Source organism: Acuticoccus mangrovi, assembly GCF_016411865.1.
Lineage (GTDB): Bacteria > Pseudomonadota > Alphaproteobacteria > Rhizobiales > Amorphaceae > Acuticoccus > Acuticoccus mangrovi.
On the sequence record NZ_JAEKJA010000026.1, the window covers coordinates 16,954 to 32,773 of the forward strand.

Annotated in this window: 20 protein-coding genes; 12 read left to right on the forward strand and 8 right to left on the reverse strand. The window is 69.9% G+C overall.

All coding sequences use genetic code 11. The features are described from left to right. Positions 1 to 30: 30 nt before the first annotated feature. Together JCR33_RS21490 and JCR33_RS21495 are read left to right on the forward strand one after the other, a co-directional pair. Positions 31 to 1,263, forward strand: a complete 1,233-nt coding sequence (locus tag JCR33_RS21490) for an MFS transporter (RefSeq protein WP_198884192.1) — start codon at positions 31 to 33, stop codon at positions 1,261 to 1,263. A 215-nt stretch (positions 1,264 to 1,478) separates the two neighbouring features. Next, on the forward strand, positions 1,479 to 1,838 hold the full coding sequence (locus JCR33_RS21495; RefSeq protein ID WP_198884193.1) for a MarR family winged helix-turn-helix transcriptional regulator: 360 nt from the start codon (positions 1,479 to 1,481) through the stop codon (positions 1,836 to 1,838). A 76-nt stretch (positions 1,839 to 1,914) separates the two neighbouring features. Here JCR33_RS21495 and JCR33_RS21500 read toward each other — a convergent pair whose 3' ends face one another. From JCR33_RS21500 to JCR33_RS21510, 3 genes are all read right to left on the reverse strand, one after another. Next, entirely contained in the window at positions 1,915 to 2,484 is a 570-nt protein-coding gene (locus tag JCR33_RS21500; RefSeq protein ID WP_198884284.1) for an HD domain-containing protein, read from the reverse strand. A gap of 104 nt (positions 2,485 to 2,588) precedes the next feature. Continuing rightward, on the reverse strand, positions 2,589 to 3,395 hold the full coding sequence (ygfZ, locus tag JCR33_RS21505) for a CAF17-like 4Fe-4S cluster assembly/insertion protein YgfZ (RefSeq protein WP_198884194.1): 807 nt from the start codon (positions 3,393 to 3,395) through the stop codon (positions 2,589 to 2,591). A 24-nt stretch (positions 3,396 to 3,419) separates the two neighbouring features. After that, positions 3,420 to 4,160 (reverse strand): hypothetical protein, encoded by a 741-nt coding sequence (locus JCR33_RS21510; RefSeq protein ID WP_198884195.1) that lies wholly within the window; start codon positions 4,158 to 4,160, stop codon positions 3,420 to 3,422. A 107-nt stretch (positions 4,161 to 4,267) separates the two neighbouring features. Between JCR33_RS21510 and JCR33_RS21515 the strand changes: the two genes are divergently transcribed. Both JCR33_RS21515 and JCR33_RS21520 read left to right on the forward strand, forming a co-directional pair. After that, complete coding sequence (locus tag JCR33_RS21515) at positions 4,268 to 4,918, forward strand: LysE family translocator (protein WP_198884196.1); 651 nt, start codon at positions 4,268 to 4,270, stop codon at positions 4,916 to 4,918. Between the two features lie 72 nt (positions 4,919 to 4,990). Further along, positions 4,991 to 5,797, forward strand: coding sequence for an SOS response-associated peptidase (locus JCR33_RS21520; protein WP_198884197.1), 807 nt, complete (start codon positions 4,991 to 4,993; stop codon positions 5,795 to 5,797). Between the two features lie 4 nt (positions 5,798 to 5,801). On the opposite strand, the gene JCR33_RS21525 is transcribed toward JCR33_RS21520, so the two are convergent. Then, on the reverse strand, positions 5,802 to 7,274 hold the full coding sequence (locus JCR33_RS21525; RefSeq protein ID WP_198884198.1) for an FAD-binding oxidoreductase: 1,473 nt from the start codon (positions 7,272 to 7,274) through the stop codon (positions 5,802 to 5,804). A 95-nt stretch (positions 7,275 to 7,369) separates the two neighbouring features. On the opposite strand from JCR33_RS21525, the gene fabI reads away from it, so the two are divergent. Genes fabI through JCR33_RS21545 form a run of 4 tightly spaced genes read left to right on the forward strand, consistent with a single transcriptional unit; the run spans position 7,370 to position 10,413 of the window. After that, a complete protein-coding gene (fabI, locus tag JCR33_RS21530) occupies positions 7,370 to 8,194 on the forward strand; it encodes an enoyl-ACP reductase FabI (protein WP_211110495.1) in 825 nt (274 codons plus the stop codon). Then, positions 8,194 to 8,796, forward strand: a complete 603-nt coding sequence (locus tag JCR33_RS21535; RefSeq protein WP_198884200.1) for a histidine phosphatase family protein — start codon at positions 8,194 to 8,196, stop codon at positions 8,794 to 8,796. Before fabI ends, JCR33_RS21535 begins: the two co-directional genes overlap by 1 nt. 1 nt (position 8,797) lies before the next feature. Next, positions 8,798 to 9,874 carry a chorismate synthase gene (gene aroC, locus JCR33_RS21540; protein ID WP_198884201.1) on the forward strand — a complete coding sequence of 359 codons (1,077 nt, stop codon included), beginning with the start codon at positions 8,798 to 8,800 and terminating at the stop codon, positions 9,872 to 9,874. Continuing rightward, positions 9,874 to 10,413 carry a hypothetical protein gene (locus tag JCR33_RS21545; protein ID WP_198884202.1) on the forward strand — a complete coding sequence of 180 codons (540 nt, stop codon included), beginning with the start codon at positions 9,874 to 9,876 and terminating at the stop codon, positions 10,411 to 10,413. Before aroC ends, JCR33_RS21545 begins: the two co-directional genes overlap by 1 nt. Positions 10,414 to 10,465: 52 nt before the next feature. Here JCR33_RS21545 and JCR33_RS21550 read toward each other — a convergent pair whose 3' ends face one another. Together JCR33_RS21550 and JCR33_RS21555 are read right to left on the reverse strand one after the other, a co-directional pair. After that, the gene (locus tag JCR33_RS21550) at positions 10,466 to 10,999 is read right to left on the reverse strand and encodes a CoA-binding protein (protein ID WP_198884203.1); all 534 of its coding nucleotides are present in this window, start codon (positions 10,997 to 10,999) and stop codon (positions 10,466 to 10,468) included. Between the two features lie 5 nt (positions 11,000 to 11,004). Then, positions 11,005 to 11,808 (reverse strand): enoyl-CoA hydratase-related protein, encoded by an 804-nt coding sequence (locus tag JCR33_RS21555; protein ID WP_211110496.1) that lies wholly within the window; start codon positions 11,806 to 11,808, stop codon positions 11,005 to 11,007. 75 nt (positions 11,809 to 11,883) lie between these two features. Here JCR33_RS21555 and JCR33_RS21560 point away from each other — a divergent pair, with 75 nt between their 5' ends. From JCR33_RS21560 to argC, 4 genes are all read left to right on the forward strand, one after another. Next, positions 11,884 to 12,294, forward strand: coding sequence for a PaaI family thioesterase (locus tag JCR33_RS21560; RefSeq protein WP_198884204.1), 411 nt, complete (start codon positions 11,884 to 11,886; stop codon positions 12,292 to 12,294). Positions 12,295 to 12,436: 142 nt separating this feature from the next. After that, complete coding sequence (gene rplM, locus JCR33_RS21565) at positions 12,437 to 12,901, forward strand: 50S ribosomal protein L13 (protein WP_198884205.1); 465 nt, start codon at positions 12,437 to 12,439, stop codon at positions 12,899 to 12,901. Between the two features lie 38 nt (positions 12,902 to 12,939). Beyond that, on the forward strand, positions 12,940 to 13,386 hold the full coding sequence (gene rpsI / locus JCR33_RS21570) for a 30S ribosomal protein S9 (RefSeq protein ID WP_198884286.1): 447 nt from the start codon (positions 12,940 to 12,942) through the stop codon (positions 13,384 to 13,386). 81 nt (positions 13,387 to 13,467) lie between these two features. Beyond that, positions 13,468 to 14,505, forward strand: a complete 1,038-nt coding sequence (gene argC, locus JCR33_RS21575) for an N-acetyl-gamma-glutamyl-phosphate reductase (protein WP_198884206.1) — start codon at positions 13,468 to 13,470, stop codon at positions 14,503 to 14,505. Between the two features lie 102 nt (positions 14,506 to 14,607). Here the strand turns inward: argC and JCR33_RS21580 are convergent, their stop codons facing one another. Together JCR33_RS21580 and JCR33_RS21585 are read right to left on the reverse strand one after the other, a co-directional pair. Beyond that, positions 14,608 to 15,036: an acyl-CoA thioesterase gene (locus tag JCR33_RS21580; protein ID WP_198884207.1), complete on the reverse strand. Its 429-nt coding sequence runs from the start codon at positions 15,034 to 15,036 to the stop codon at positions 14,608 to 14,610. A gap of 45 nt (positions 15,037 to 15,081) precedes the next feature. Further along, the gene (locus JCR33_RS21585; protein ID WP_198884208.1) at positions 15,082 to 15,795 is read right to left on the reverse strand and encodes an aspartate/glutamate racemase family protein; all 714 of its coding nucleotides are present in this window, start codon (positions 15,793 to 15,795) and stop codon (positions 15,082 to 15,084) included. Between the last annotated feature and the right edge of the window lie 25 nt (positions 15,796 to 15,820).

A 15,820-nucleotide genomic window follows, 5' to 3' on the forward strand; every position in this document is an offset into this window, starting at 1 on the left:
TAGACAAAACGCCGCAGTGAGGAAGAGCGCATGTCCAGCCCGTCCACCCCCGCCGCACCGTCGTCGCGGGCCTTCCCCGTCGCCCTCGTGCTCGCCGCCGGATGCGGCATCGCGATGCTCTCGCTCGGCGAGCGCTCCGCCTTCGGCCTGTTCCAGAACGACATGGTGAACGCCCACCCCTGGGGCCGGGAGACCTTCGCGCTCGCCTTCGCCCTCCAGAACCTCGTCTGGGGCATGGCTCAGCCCGTCACCGGCGGTCTCGCCGACCGCTACGGCACCATGAAGGTGCTGATGGTCGGCGGTGTCCTCTATGCGCTCGGCACGGCGGGGGCGGTCTACGCCTCGTCCTCGCTGCTGATGCATCTGATGTTCGGGGTGCTGGTGGGCGTCGGTCTCGCGGCGTCCTCCTTCACCATCGTCATCTCCGCCTTCAGCCGCGCCGTCGGGCCGGAGCAGCGCACCTTGGCGTTCGGCCTCGGCACCGCCGCCGGATCGCTCGGCATGTTCCTGTTCGGGCCGGTGGGGGCGATCCTCATCGCCACCCAAGGCTGGGAGAACGCGCTCCTCGCCTTCGCCGGCTTCGCGCTCCTCATCATCCCCTTCGCGGTGCCGCTGCAGGGACGCTCCAAGCCGGACCCGGCGACGGCGTCGCAATCGGCGCTCGCCGCGCTCAAGGAGGCGCTCGGCTACCGCAGCTACGTCCTCCTCGTGTTCGGCTTCTTCGTGTGCGGCTTCCACGTCGCCTTCATCATCGCCCACATGCCGGCCTACATCGAGGATCTCGGCCTCTCCACCTCGGTGGGCGGCACGGCCATCGCGCTCATCGGCCTCTTCAACGTGATCGGCTGTCTCGCAGCGGGGGTGATCGGGCAGCGGATGTCGAAGTCCTATTCGCTCTCCGTGCTCTATCTGCTGCGCTCGGTGCTCATCACGGCGTTCGTGCTGACGCCGATCAGCGCGGCGAGCGTCATCACCTTCTCGGCGCTGATGGGGCTCCTGTGGCTCTCCACGGTGCCCTTCACCTCCGGCCTCGTCGCCACCATGTTCGGTCCGCGCTACATGGGCATGCTGTTCGGCGTGGTGTTCTTCTCCCACCAGGTCGGCTCGTTCCTCGGCGTCTGGCTCGGCGGCGTGATCTATGCCAAGACGGGCTCGTACGACATGTTGTGGTGGATCGGGGTGGCGCTGGGCCTCTTCGCGGCCGTCGTGCATATGCCGATCCGCGATGCGCCGGCGCCGCGCCCGTTGGCCGCAGCGGCCTGAACCGGGAAAGCGCGGCCCCCGCGCTGATCGACCACGCCACCGCCGGCACGGCACTTGCTGTATCGGCGGTGCGCAACAATTATATGTAGAGAATGACGGACGCCGCGCGCCACACCGAGCAAGAATCTTGCGCCACGGGTAAGGAAGCTCTCCCGTGTACGTGCCTTCGCCTCCGCAGGATCGCCCGGCAGATCACCAACCTCTATGACGCCGCGTTGGCCCGCAACGGGGTGTCGATCGTCACCTACGCGGTGCTGTCGCAGCTCGCCCGCGAGGAATCGCTCACCCTGTCGGCGCTCGCCGAGCGGGTCGGCACCGACAGGACCACGCTGTCGCGCACGGTGGAGCGGATGCGCCACGCCGAGCTCGTGGAGACGGCGCCGGGCGACGACCGACGCGAGCGGCGCCTGAGCCTCACCCCGCACGGCCGCACCACGGTGGAAGCGGCGCGCCGCTCGTGGCGGGAGACCGCCGCCGAGCTCGAGGAGCGCTACGGCGCGGGGCGGCTCGCTTCGCTCCACGAGCTCCTCGCCGATCTGGAGCGCGTCGCAGCCGACGAGGCCGAGGGCCGCTGAGGCCGGTTGCGACCGGCCCGTTCATCCACGTCTTCGAGCATTCCGCGCAGCCGGCGCAGGGCGGGAGCCGTGCCGGTCAGCCGAGGTCGCGCTCCAGCGCCTCGAAGGCGGCGAGGAAGCGCGTCTCCACCGTCGCCGTCGACCACGGCACCAGGAATTCCGTGACGTCGGCCTCCTTGACCCTCGGGCGCCCGAAGAAGCGGTGCGCCTCCTCGGGGGTGAAGCCGGCGAGCGCGACGGCCTCGTGATAGGCGGCGGCGATGTCGGCGGACTTGATCCGCCGCGACCGCAGCCCCCTGGGATCGGCCGGCAGGGCGAAGCGCAGGTGGACGGCGTGGGCGATGCGCTCCTCCACGGCCTTATAGGCCGATCCGATCACCGCCTTGAACGGCGAGATGAGGTCGCCCACGACATATTCCGGCGCGTCGTGGAGGAGGGCGGCGAGGCGGTCGGCGGCCGTCGCGTCGGGCGTCTGACAGGCGAGGATCCGCTCGACGAGCAGCGAGTGCTGGGCGACCGAATAGGGATACTCGCCGACGGTCTGCCCGTTCCAGCGTGAGACGCGGGCGAGGCCGTGAGCGATGTCGCGGATCTCGATGTCGAGGGGTGAGGGATCGAGGAGGTCGAGCCGGCGGCCGGAGAGCATGCGCTGCCAGGCCCGCGGCTCGGTGCTGCGGCCGCGGGAGGTGCGCGCCGCCTTCTTCGCCGCCTCGGGACGGGTGCCGTCGTGCCGCGGGCCGGCCGGTCCGCTCAATCGCTCGCCTCTTCCACCTTGAGCGCGAACGGCGCGCCCGGCGGGACGCGGAGGCGGACGGCGACGCCCTCGATCTCGGCGGTCTCGCCGACGCGGTCGATCCGCACGACGGCGAGCCCGTCGCCGCCGAGGGTGGTGCCGAGCCGGCCCACCACCTTGCCGCCGACCGTGACGGGTGCACCGGTCGCGGGGAGGGTGGCGTCGGCCGCCACGATCACCGTGCGCCGGCGGGCGGTGCCGCGATGGCGCATCCGCGAGACCACCTCCTGACCGACGAAGCAGCCCTTCTTGAAGTCGACGCCGCCGGTGAGGTCCATGTTGGCGTCGTGGGGGAAGGCGTCGCCGAGCTCGAAGTCGAGCACCGCGTCGGGCACGCCGGCGGCGATGCGGGCGGCGTGGTAGGCGCTGGCGTCGGTTTCGGCCGGGGCGTCGGCGGGCGCCATGAGGGTGCGGCCGCCGAGGCCTGCGGCGCGCGGGTCGGCGGGACCCTCGCCTGACACCACCACCACCTCGTCGGTGCGGGCGAGCGTCACGGCGGCGCGCAGCTTGTAGAGGCCGAAGCGGCGCTCGAGGTCGTCGGCCGCCGCCGTCGGCACGTCGAGGGTGAGGTGATCTTCTTCGACGTGGATCATCATGTCGGAGAGGATCTTGCCCTGCGGCGTCAGCAGCGCGCCATAGCCGAGGCCGCCGGGGGCGATCGCCTCGACGTCGGCCGATAGGAGGCCGTCGAGGAATTTCACCCGGTCGGGTCCCTCGAAGCGGATCGCCACCCGTCTCTCAAGAACGCATCCGGTCGTGGTCAACGTGGCCTCCATCGCTTGGGCTCGTCACTCGTCAAGGTCGCCGGCGGAGAAGTAGCGCAGCCGCCCGTCGGCCGAAATGCCGACCCGGAAGAAGGTGTAGCGACCCATCCGCTCCATCTCCTCAACATCGAGGGAGGTGAGAAGCCGGTAAAGCTCCACGTAGTGTCGCGGGGTGAGGTCGGCCAAGGGGACCTCGGCGAAATAAGGCCAGACATAGGTGCCCCCCTCGGGCGGGCCGACGTGCACGTAGCCGGTCTCGAGGATCTCCATCAGGATCGCGAGGATCTCCTGCCCCTCGGCGTCGCCCGACTGCGAGCGCAGGCTGTTCACGGCGTCGGGGGTGGTGGAGAAATTGGCCACCAGGGGGGCCGCCCGCTGGCGCGCGAAGACGTCGCGGAGCTTGTCGATGTCGCCGGTGCGGGCGGCATCGATAAGCAGCCGGCGCGTTTCGGCGACGGCCGAGGGGAGCTCGGCTGGGTCGTAGCGCACGTCGTCGATGCCGGCGCGCGTCGGCGCTGGCACGCCGGTTGCCTCCATATCCACAGAATGTGGGTCTTCCGGAACGTCCTCCTCGTCATCGTCTTGCCGCAACAGCCGGTCCGGCCGGGAGGATTTCTCCCCCGTGGTCGGGCTCAGCGGGCTTTTTTCGGTGGCCTGATCGGAGGGTTCGAGGACGACGTCCTCGGGCGCGTAGGCATGCGCCCAGAGCGGGCAGGCGAGCGCGGCGACGAGCGCGGCGATCAGGACAAGAGGTTGACGTCGCATGGACCTGCCGTTCCTCATGGGTCGATGCGCCGGCGCTTGGTGCAAGGCGCTGCCCTCCTTCGCATCTTTCACGGGTGGATACCAAACATGATCCTGGACCGGCCGACGTGACGCCCCTCGCGTTCATCGCGCTCGGCATGCTGGGAGGGCTTTTCGTGACGGCGCCGCTCGGTCCCGTCAACGTCATGATCATGCAGCGGGCCTTGCGCTACGGCTTTGCGACGGGGCTCGCGGCGGGGATCGGCGCGGCGCTCGCCGACGTGATCTTCGCCACCGCGGCGGCGTTCTCGGTATCGACCGTCAGCGAGTTCGTGGAGGGGCACAGCCGGTTGATCCAGCTCATCGGCGGGCTTCTGGTGATGGCGTTCGGCGCCCGCATCCTGTGGCGCCAGCCGGGCTTCGGCCATCCGCTGCCGCCGGAGGGGCGGCGGAAGGGCACGATGGAGGTGGCCTCCACCACGTTCATCCTGACGATCACCAACCCTGCCACGATCTTCGGCTTCATTGCTTATTTCGGTGCACTCGGCGAATGGGCGCCGGCGAACGACGATGTGTTGGGGACGGCCCAGCTCGTCCTGGGCGTGGCGATCGGCACCGTGGCATGGTGGAGCGGGGTGTCGGCGCTCGTGACGCGGCTGCGCGTCCATCTCACCGAGGCGCGGCTTGCCAAGGTGAACGTCGTGGCGGGCGCCATTCTGGTGGGCTTCGGCGCGCTGATCCTCGGGCGCCTGTCGGTGACCTATTTCCGGCTGCTCTGAGGCTTCGGCGGCGCCGGGTCGAGGGCGGCGAGGCGGGAAGGGCAGCGAGGCGGAAGGGGCAGGAGAGAGCCGATGTGCGGACGCTATCAGCTGACATTGCCGCCGGAGATGATGCGCACGCTGTTCGCCCTCGCGGGCGGGATCGAGCCGTTCCCGCCGCGCTACAACATCGCGCCGACGCAGCCGGTGCACGTGGTGCGCGCCGCGCCGGCGGGAGGGCGCGAGCTGACGCTGATGCGGTGGGGGCTCATCCCGTCCTGGGTGAAGGACCCGCGCGAGTTCGCCCTGCTGATCAACGCGCGCTCGGAGACGGCGGCGGAGAAGCCCGCCTTCCGCAATGCGCTGCGCCGGCGCCGGGTGCTTCTGCCGGCGACGGGCTTCTACGAGTGGCGGCGCGAGGAGGGGCGCAAGCAGCCCTACCTGTTCGAGCCGCTGGCGGAGGACGAGCCGATGGCCCTCGCCGGCATCGCCGAGACCTGGATGGGGCCGAACGGGGAGGAGCTCGACACCGTGGCGATCCTCACCGGCGAGGCGCGGGGGGTGACGGCCGACTATTATACGCGCATGCCGCTGACGGTGCCGGCCGCGAACTTCGCCGCCTGGCTCGACCGGGCCGAGGACGACGGGGCGGCCGCGCTCACCCTCGCGGCGCGGGCGGACTATCGGGCGCGCCCGGTGTCGATGCGCCTCTCCAACGCCCGCAACGAGGGCAAGGCGCTGATGGAGCCCGACCGCGCCGATCGGCCGGAGCCGCCGACAAAGCCCTCCGATGACGCCGCGCAGGCGGAGCCACGGAAGAGTGGACCGGGGAAGACGAAGGAGAAGGCGAAGGCGAAGGGTAGGCGGCGCGCCGAGGACGACGCGCCGACGCTCTTCTGAGCCGCTACTTACCCGGCATCGGCAAGAGGCGGCCGGGGTTCATCAGGTCGTCGGGGTCGAAGGCGGCCTTGATGCGCTGCATGAGGTCGAGCTCGACGGCGTCGCGCACCGTCGGCACGAGGTCGCGCTTCAGCCGGCCGACGCCGTGCTCGGCGGCGATCGAGCCCTTGTAGCGGCGCACCACGGCGTGGACGGCCGCGTTCATCTCGTCCCAGCGGGCGAGGTAGGCGGCCTTGTCGGCCCCCTCCGGCTGGGTGATGTTGAAGTGGATGTTGCCGTCGCCGAGGTGGCCGAAGGCGACGGGCCGGGCCCCCGGCACCACCTTCAGCACCGCCTCGGTGGCCTCGGCGAGGAAGGCCGGCACGTCGGCGATCGGCACCGACACGTCGTGCTTGATGGAGCCGCCCTCGTGGCTCTGCACCTCCGACAGAAGCTCACGCAGGCGCCAGAAATCCTGCGCCTCGGCGAGCGACTGGGAGATCATCGCGTCGGAGATCTCGCCCGCCTCGTAGGCCGCCATCAGCTCGGCTTCGAGGATGTCGCGCATCGGGCGGTCGGGGGCGAAGGTGCTCGCCTCGATCAGCACCATCCAGTCGGGCATCCCCTCGGTGAAGGGATTGCGCGTGTCGGCGCCGTATTTCAACACCAGCTCCAGGCCGAACCTCGGCACCAGCTCGAAGGCGGTGAGGGCGTCGCCGAGTCGCCCGCTGATGCGGCCGAGGAGGGTGAGGGCGTCGGCCGGGCTCGCGACGCCCACCACCGCCGCGTCGCGGGCATGGGGGAGCGGGGCGAGCTTCAGGACCGCGCGGGTGATGATGCCGAGCGTTCCCTCCGCGCCGATGAAGAGGTGCTTGAGGTCGTAGCCGGTGTTGTCCTTATGCAGAGCGCGAAGGCCGTTCCAGATCCGCCCGTCGGGCATCACCACCTCGAGGCCGAGCACCTGGTCGCGCATGTTGCCGTAGGCGAGGACGCCGGTGCCGCCGGCGTTGGTGGAGATGAGGCCGCCGATGCGTGCGGAGCCCTCCGAGGCGAGCGAGAGGGGGAAGAGGCGACCGGCCTCCTCGGCGGCGCGCTGCACCTCCTGCAGGATGACGCCGGCCTGCACGGTCATGGTGCTGCCACGCGCGTCGACCTCCTCGATGGCGTTCATGCGGTCGGTGGAGATCAGCACCTCGTTGCCCGCCTCGACCGGGATCTGGCCGCCGACGAGGCCGGTGTTGCCGCTCTGTGGCACGACCGCCACGCCGAGGCGGGCGGCGTGACGCACCATGGTGGCGGTCTCCTCGGTGGAGCGGGGACGCAGCACGAAGGGCGTCACGCCGGTGTAGAGGTCGCGCCACTCCTTGAGGTAGGGGGCCATATCCGCGGCGTTGTTGAGAATCGCCGCTTCCCCGATATCCGCCACCACTGCGTCGCGCAGCTGCGCGATGGCCGCCGTGTCGGCCGGTTGACGGGGTGAGGACAGGGGACTGGACATTCGATCGGCTCCGCTTGCTTGGGACTGTGGCCCTCGGTATGTCATAGACGACTCCTCGCGGCACGTCCGCCCAATCCATCCTGAAGGCTTCGATGATGAGTGGCTCCGGCATTCTCGCGGGAAAACGCGGACTGATCCTTGGGGTCGCCAACAACCGCTCCATTGCATGGGGCATTGCGCAGGCGGCCCGCAATCATGGGGCGTCGCTCGCCTTCACCTACCAGGGGGATGCGCTGCGCAAGCGCGTCGAGCCGTTGGCCGCCTCCCTCGAGGCCGAGGTAGTGGGCCATTGCGACGTGACCGACCCGGCGAGCATGGACGCCGTGTTCGAGACGATCGCCCAAGGCGGCGGGCTCGATTTTCTCGTCCACGCCATCGCCTTTTCCGACAAGAACGAGCTGACCGGCCGCTACATCGAGACGAGCGCTGAGAACTTCGCCAAGTCGCTGATGATCTCCTGCTACTCGTTCACCGACATCGCGCGCCGCGCCGAGCCGCTGATGAAGAACGGCGGCTCGATGCTGACGCTCACCTACTACGGCGCCGAGAAGGTGATGCCCCACTACAACGTGATGGGCGTGGCGAAGGCGGCGCTCGAAGCCTCGGTGCGCTATCTCGCCGCCGATCTCGGGCCGTCGGACATTCGCGTCAATGCGCTCTCGGCGGGGCCGATCAAGACGCTGGCGGCCTCCGGCATCGGCGACTTCCGCTATATTCTGAAGTGGAACGAGTACAACGCGCCGATGCGGCGGACGGTGACGATCGAGGACGTGGGCAATGCCGCGGCCTATCTGTTGTCGCCGCTGTCGCGCTCGGTGACGGGCGAGGTGCACCACGTCGATTCCGGCTACCACGTCGTCGGCATGAAGGCGGTGGACGCGCCCGACATCACGAAGACGGTCGCCGTCGAGGGCGACTGATGCTGCGTCCGGGCGTTCGCCTCATCCACATCCGCCACGGGTTGACCGACTGGAACGCCGAAGGGCGGCTTCAGGGGCAGACGGACATTCCGATCAACGACGTCGGTCGCGGCCAGGCGAGCGGCAACGGCGAGCGCCTCGCCGCCTTCCTCGCTGAGGAGGGGGTCGACCCGGCGAGCCTCGGCTATGTGTGCTCGCCGCTGGGGCGCACCCGTGAGACGATGGCGATCGTGCGCGACCGGCTGGGCCTCGCCGGCGAGGCGGCGACCGACGATCGGCTGAAGGAGGTGGGCTTCGGCGCCTGGTCGGGCTTCACCTATGCCGAGCTGAGGGCCGGCGGCAACGAACGTGCGGTGCGCCGCCGCAAGGACGACAAGTGGAGCTTCCGCCCGCCGGAGGGGGAGAGCTACGCCGACCTCTCCGCCCGCGTGGGGGAGTGGCTGGAGACGATCGAGACCGACACCGTCGCGGTGGCGCACGGCGGCGTCTATCGTGTGCTGCAGGGGTTGATTTTGGGTGTGCCGCTCCATGAAGTGCCGAGCCTGCCGGCGCCGCAGGATCGGATCGCCCTGTTCCAAGATGGCTTGCTGAAGCTCTTTTGAGATGTCCTACAACACGTTCGGCCAGCTCTTCCGCGTGACGACCTTTGGCGAAAGCCACGGGCCGATGATCGGCGGCGTGGTGGACGGCTGTCCGCCGGGCATTCGCCTGTCGCTCGCCGCGATCCAGGCCGAGATGGATCGGCGCCGACCGGGCCGCAGCCGCCACACCACTCAGCGCCGCGAGCCCGACGCGGTGCGCGTCGTCTCCGGCGTGATGGAGGAGGGGGACGGGCTCGTGACCACCGGCACCCCCATCGCGCTGGTGATCGAGAACGTGGACCAGCGCTCCAAGGACTACTCCAACATCGCCGACCGCTACCGCCCCGGCCATGCCGACTACACCTACGACGCCAAATATGGGCTGCGCGACTATCGCGGCGGCGGCCGCTCCTCGGCCCGCGAGACGGCGGTTCGCGTCGCCGCCGGCGCGGTCGCGCGAGAGGTGCTCTCGGGGGTGACTATCCGCGGCGCGCTGGTGGAGATGGGCGGGGACCGCGCCGAGGGTCGCGACTTCTCGATCGTCGACGACAACGACTTCTTCGCTCCGGACGCGGCGGCCGCGGCGCGCTGGGCCGACCGGCTCGACGCGGCGCGCAAGGCGGGCTCCTCGCTCGGCGCCGTCGTGGAGGTCGTCGCCGAGGGCGTGCCCGTCGGCTGGGGGGCGCCGCTCTACGGCAAGCTCGACCAGGACCTTGCGAGCGCGATGATGTCGATCAATGCGGTGAAGGGGGTGGAGATCGGCGACGGGTTCGCCGCCGCCCGCCTCACCGGCGAAGAGAACGCCGACGAGATGCGCGCGGGCCCGGACGGGCCAGTCTTCGTCAGCAACCACGCTGGGGGCGTGCTCGGCGGCATCTCCTCCGGCGCGCCGGTGGTGGTGCGCTTCGCGGTGAAGCCTACCTCGTCGATCCGCACCCCGCGCCGCTCGGTGACGCGCGGCGGGGAGGAGGTGGACGTTTCGACCACCGGGCGTCACGATCCGTGCGTGGGCATTCGTGCCGTGCCGGTGGGGGAGGCGATGATGGCGATCGTGCTCGCCGACCATTTCCTGCGTCACCGAGGACAGACGGGGTGCTGATGGACGCGACGCCAACGCCGCGCACCGGCAAGCCGAGCGGCTTCGCCACCGGCTACAAGCCCCATGCCGGCGACATGATGGTCTATGGCGGCGGGGCGCTCACCCTGATCGGCGTGCTCGCGATGGTGGTGCGGGTGGAGCCGCTCTATCTCCTCGCGAGCCTCGTCGGCACCGGCTCGGCCTTCTACTTCTCGCCGACGGTGGACATGAAGTCGCCGCAGGTGGGGGGGAATGCGGAGGGGATCTTCATTGCCCGTGTCGGCGTGATCCCGTGGGCACGGGTGGCGAAGATGCGGGTGGAGCACCGCGTGCTGCGCTCGATCCCGCTCGCGACGCTGATCGTGACGCCGGACCGGCCGCTCGCCGAGGCGGTGTCGCAGCCCGATCGGGTGCCGCTTCTGCGGCGCGTCATGGCGCGCCCCGTCCACGTCCGGCGCGACGAGGTGCGGGTGGACCTCCACGCCCTCGCGATGGATCCCTACGAGGTGGAGCGCCGTCTCGTGGCGCTGCGCACGGCCGGCAGCCGGGACGCGGGCTGAGAGACCTCCGGGGCACCGATCCGCTCAGGGGCACCGATCCGCGTGGCGGCGCCTATTCGCTCTTGCCGCGGGGCGAGAGGCCGAGGCGCTGAAAGCCCTTGCGCCGCTCCGGCCGGCGCGCCGAGATGCGGCGCGAGTTGACGCCGGCCCAGCCGATCTCGCCGGAGAGGCGGCCATACTCGATCTTCGGGCAGCGGTTCTGGATCACCGTGATGCCCTTCGCCTCGGCGCGGGCGGCGGCCTCGTCGTTGCGGATGCCGAGCTGCAGCCAGATCACCTTGGGCAGCGGGTCGAGGGCAAGGGCTTCCTCGATCACGCCGGGCACCGCGTCGGAGGCGCGGAAGACGTCGACCATGTCGATCGGCTCCGGCACGTCGGCGAGGCGGGCGAAGACGGGGCGGCCGCCGATCGTCCCGCCGGCGTGGCCGGGGTTGATCGGAAACACGGTGAAGCCCTTCTCCGTGAGGTAGCGCAGCACGAAGGACGACGGGCGCGTGGTGTTCGCCGAGGCGCCCACCATCGCGATGGTGCGCACGGAGGAGAGGATCTCCTCGATGAGGTCGTCGTCGTAGTGATCGTGGTTCATGGGGCTCAGCGGTCCTGCCAGTCGGCGGGCCGCTTCTCGGCGAAGGCGGCGAGGCCTTCGCGACCGTCGGCGAGGAGGAGATTGTCGACCATGGCGGCGCTGGCGCAGGCGTAGGCCTCGGCGAGGGGGCGGCCGCCCTGCTCGGCGACGGCGCGCTTGCCGAGGGCGAGCACGGCGGCCGACTTGGTGGCGATGTGGGCGGCGAGGGCCATCGTCTCGCGCGTCAGCTCGGCGGCGTGGACGATGCGGTTGACGAGGCCGATGCGCAGGGCGTGCTGGGCCCCCACCACGTCGCCGGTCATGAGGAGCTCGGCGGCGTGCTTGGGCGCGACGGTGCGCGTCAGCGGCACGGCGGGGGTGGTGCAGTAGAGGCCGAAGGTGACGCCGGTGGTGCCGAAGCGGGCGGTGTCGGCGCACACGGCGAGGTCGCAGGCGGCGACGAGCTGGCAGCCGGCCGCGACCGCCACGGCATGCACCTCGGCGATGACGGGCTGCGGCAGCGTCGCGATCTTCCGCATCAGCGCCGAGCACTCTTCGAAGAGGGCGACGAAATAGTCCCGTCCGCCGTCGGCGTCGTCGTGATGGGCGGCCATCGCCTTCATGTCGTGGCCGGCGCAGAAGGCGGGCCCGTCCGCGGCGATGACGACGACGGCGGCCTCGGGCGCGTCGAGCGCGTCGGTGAGCGCGGCCATCATCTCGTGGGTGAGGAGATTGCGCCCCGCCCCGCGGTTCAGCACGATGCGGCGCACGCGGCCGTGGTCTTCCACGATCACGGGGGCGGCGACGTCGGGGGTGGGCGGCATGTCCATGAGGCGAAGAAACTCCCAACGCTCGCCCGCGTCAATCGGGGGCGACGAGGTGGTCGGGAGCGGGGAGGGGCGGGCGTGACGCTCGACGAGATCAGGGACTATCTGCGGGCCGAGTTTCCGCAGGTCTTCATCGAGGAGGACATCGTGGTGAGCGCGGCGGAGGGGGGCTTCGCCCGCATGTCGCTGCGGCCCGGATGGCGGCATCAGCGCCCGGGCGGCATCGTCTCGGGGCCCACCCTGATGATGCTCGCGGACGCGGCGGGCTATGCCGCGCTCCTCTCGCTCGGCGCCAACGCCAAGATGGCGGTGACCACCAACCTCAACGTCTCCTTCATGCGCGGCGCGTCGGCGGCGGCGCCGATCCAGCAGGAGGCGCGGGTGATCAAGCCCGGCCGGCGGCTCTCGGTGATTCTCGCCGAGGCGATGGACCCCGACGGCAAGGTGCTCGCCCACACCACGATGACCTATGCAATGCCAGAGAGTTAGTCGGGTGGTATTCTGATACCTTTGACGTAAGGCATTGATATTTATCGGATAACAAAAATCACTTGACGGGTGTGTGGGAAACCCTCATATCCGCGCCACGCTGCAGCCGACGCAGCACGACACTCCTTTCGTGGAAGAAACCATGTCTACGTTTTCCGCAAAGCCTGCGGAAGTCGAGAAGCAGTGGGTCGTGATCGACGCCACCGACCTCGTGGTCGGTCGTCTCGCCGCTCAGATCGCTTTGCGGCTTCGCGGCAAGCACCTGCCGATCTTCACGCCGCACGTCGATTGCGGCGACAACGTCATCGTCATCAATGCTGAGAAAGTGATCTTCACCGGTCGCAAGTACGAGCAGCAGATGTACTACAAGCACACCGGCTTTCCGGGCGGCATCAAGGAGCGCTCGGCCAAGCAGATTCTCGAAGGCCGTTTCCCGGAGCGGGTGATCGAGGCCGCGGTGAAGCGGATGATGCCGCGTGGCCCGCTCGGCCGCCAGCAGATGAAGAATCTGCGCATCTACGCCGGCCCCGAGCATCCCCATGAGGCGCAGCAGCCCGTCGCGATCGACGTCGCCGCGCAGAACAAGAAGAATGTGAGGGTCCAGTGACCGATACCGTTCAGTCCCTCGAGGATCTCGGCGCCGCCATGGGCGAGGGCGCCGGCGAGGTCGAGACCGGCCCCGTTCACGTTCAGAAGCTCGACGCCTACGGCCGCGCCTACGCCACCGGCAAGCGCAAGGACGCCGTCGCCCGCGTGTGGGTGAAGCCCGGCGCCGGCCGCATCATCGTCAACAAGAAGCCGTACGAGGAATATTTCGCCCGTCCGGTGCTGCAGATGGTGATTCGCCAGCCGATGCTCGTCGCCCAGCGCGAGGGCCAGTTCGACGTGATCGCCACGGTGTCCGGCGGCGGCCTCTCCGGCCAGGCGGGCGCGGTGCGTCACGGCATCTCCAAGGCGCTCACCCACTACGAGCCGGAGCTGCGCTCGATCCTGAAGCGCGTGGGCTTCCTGACGCGCGACAGCCGCGTCGTGGAGCGCAAGAAGTACGGTCGCCGCAAGGCCCGTCGCTCGTTCCAGTTCTCCAAGCGCTAACAGGCCGACCGGTCGCTTCACGCTTTCGAGCCCGGCGCGCCTCGCGCCGGGCTTTTTCGTTTTTTTCGGCGAGGAACACTCATGGATACCCTCAACGTCGCCATCTACGGTGCTTCGGGCTACACCGGCGCCGAGCTGATCCGCCTGCTCACGCTGCACCCCGCGGTGCGCATCACGGCGCTGTCGGCCGAGAGCAACGCCGGTCGACCGATGGCCGACGTGTTCCCGCAATTCTCCGCCCTCGACCTGCCGATGCTGCAGACCCTCAAGGAGCTCGACCTCGACCCGATCGACGTCCTGTTCTGCGCGCTGCCGCACGGCACCACCCAGACCGCGCTGAAGGCGGCGCTCGAGGCGAAGCCGAGCCTCAAGGTGGTGGACCTCTCCGCCGACTTCCGCCTCGCCGATCCGAAGGACTATGCCGCCTGGTACGGCCACAAGCATCTGGCGCCCGAGCTTCAGTCGGAGGCGGTCTACGGGCTCGTGGAGGTGCACCGGGCGGCGATCGCCAAGGCGCGCCTCACCGGCAATCCGGGCTGCTACACCACCACCGTGCTCCTGGCGCTGGTGCCGCTGGTGGCGGCGCAGGCGATCGACGTCGAGCGCATCGTGATCGACGCCAAGTCGGGCATGACGGGCGCCGGCCGGGCGGCGAAGATGGGAATGCTGTTCTCGGAGGTGTCGGAAGGCTTCCATGCCTACAGCGTCGGCAAGCACCGCCACACTGCCGAGCTCGATCAGGAGCTGTCCATCGCGGCCGGTCGGCCGGTGACGCCCACCTTCACGCCGCATCTCGTGCCGATGAACCGGGGGATCTACGCCACAATCTACGCCGACGGCGATCCGATGCGCCTCCACACCATCCTCGCCGACACCTATGCCGAGGAACCCTTCGTGACGGTGCTGCCGTTCGGCGAGGTGCCCCAGTCGCGCCACGTGCGGGGGTCGAACTTCACCCGCATCGGCGTGGTGCCGGATCGGCGCGCCGGCAAAACCATCGTGATCTCCACCCTCGACAACCTCGTGAAGGGGGCGTCGGGCCAGGCGGTGCAGAACATGAACGTGATGTGCGCCCTGCCGGAGACCACCGGCCTGCAACAGCTCGCCCTCTTCCCCTGAGGGCGGGCGCGCCGCACCCCGTTCTCCGGGAGGACGGGGCGCGGCGCCACGCGGCTCCGTGAGTTGGACGCGCCCGACGGCCTCGTTGGGGGAGGCGTGGTCCTACGCCTCCACTGGAGCGAGGTAGGGGGTGAAGGCGGCGCGCACGTCCTCCGGGATCGGCGCCGTCACGATGCCCTCGCCCTCCGAGCGCACGAACACGCGCGTCTCGCGACCCTCGGCGGTGACCGTGTCGCCCCGGGCGAAGCGGTAGTGGAGGTTGAGGCTGGAGGTGCCGATGGCGGCGAGCACGAGGGTGACCTGAAGCTCGTCGCCATACGTCGCCGGGGCGCGGAAGCGGCATCCGGTGTCGACGAGCGGCGTGCCGAGCAGGCCGTAGGCCTCCTTCAGCATCCTCTGGTCGACGCCGAGCGACCGGCCGAAGGCGTGGAAGTGGTTGTCCATCCACATGTAGTAGTGCGGATAATAGACGATGCCGGCGGCATCGCATTCGCCCCATTCGATGATGCGGCTTTTGGTGAAGTCTCTCATGGTCCGCCTCGCTCCCTGAGCGGGTCTTGTGGCACAGCGCTGCGCCTAAAACACCTGTGGCGACAGACTCGCCTGAAACCAGGTGACGAAGTTGAGGATCGAATAGACGGGCATGCCGGTCGCGGCGCGGATGTCGGCGGCGTAGGGTGTCATGTTCGTGCATTCGAGCACGATGGCGCCGATGTCCGGATGGGCGGCGCAGAGATCGCGGGCGGCGGCGACGTTGTCGGCCCGCGCCTTGTCGACGTCGAGCGTCAGGCGGTTGTCGAGGATCGCGGCGGTGAACTCCTGCCCGCCTTCGGTGGTGCCGATGGGGGTGTCGGCCGGCACCCCGGCCTTTTCGAGATGCTCCGGGGTGAGGGTGGAGGCGGAGATCGTGAGGACGCCGGCCCGCCGACCCGGCGGCAGGGTGCGGTTCACCATCGCCACCTGCATCAGAGAGGAGGTGGCGACGGGGAGCGCGACGGCGGCGGCGAGCTCCTCCTGGAAGAGGGAGAGGAAGCCGCAGTTGGTGGTGATGCCGTCGACGCCGTGGGCGGCGAGATCGCGGGCCGCGGCGACGAAGGCCTCGAGCAGCCCTTCGCCGCGATGGCGCACCACGCGGTCCGGCGAGGCCTCGCGCACCACGCGATACTGCACCGGGAAGGGGAAGGTGAGGGCGTTGCCCATGTCGCCCGGGATGCGCGGAAAGCGCGCCTCGAGCATCAGGATGCCGAGGGTGGCGCCATAGACCGACTTGCCGCCGGTGACGACGGTCATCGCCGCCCCCGCGCAGCGCCGCGTG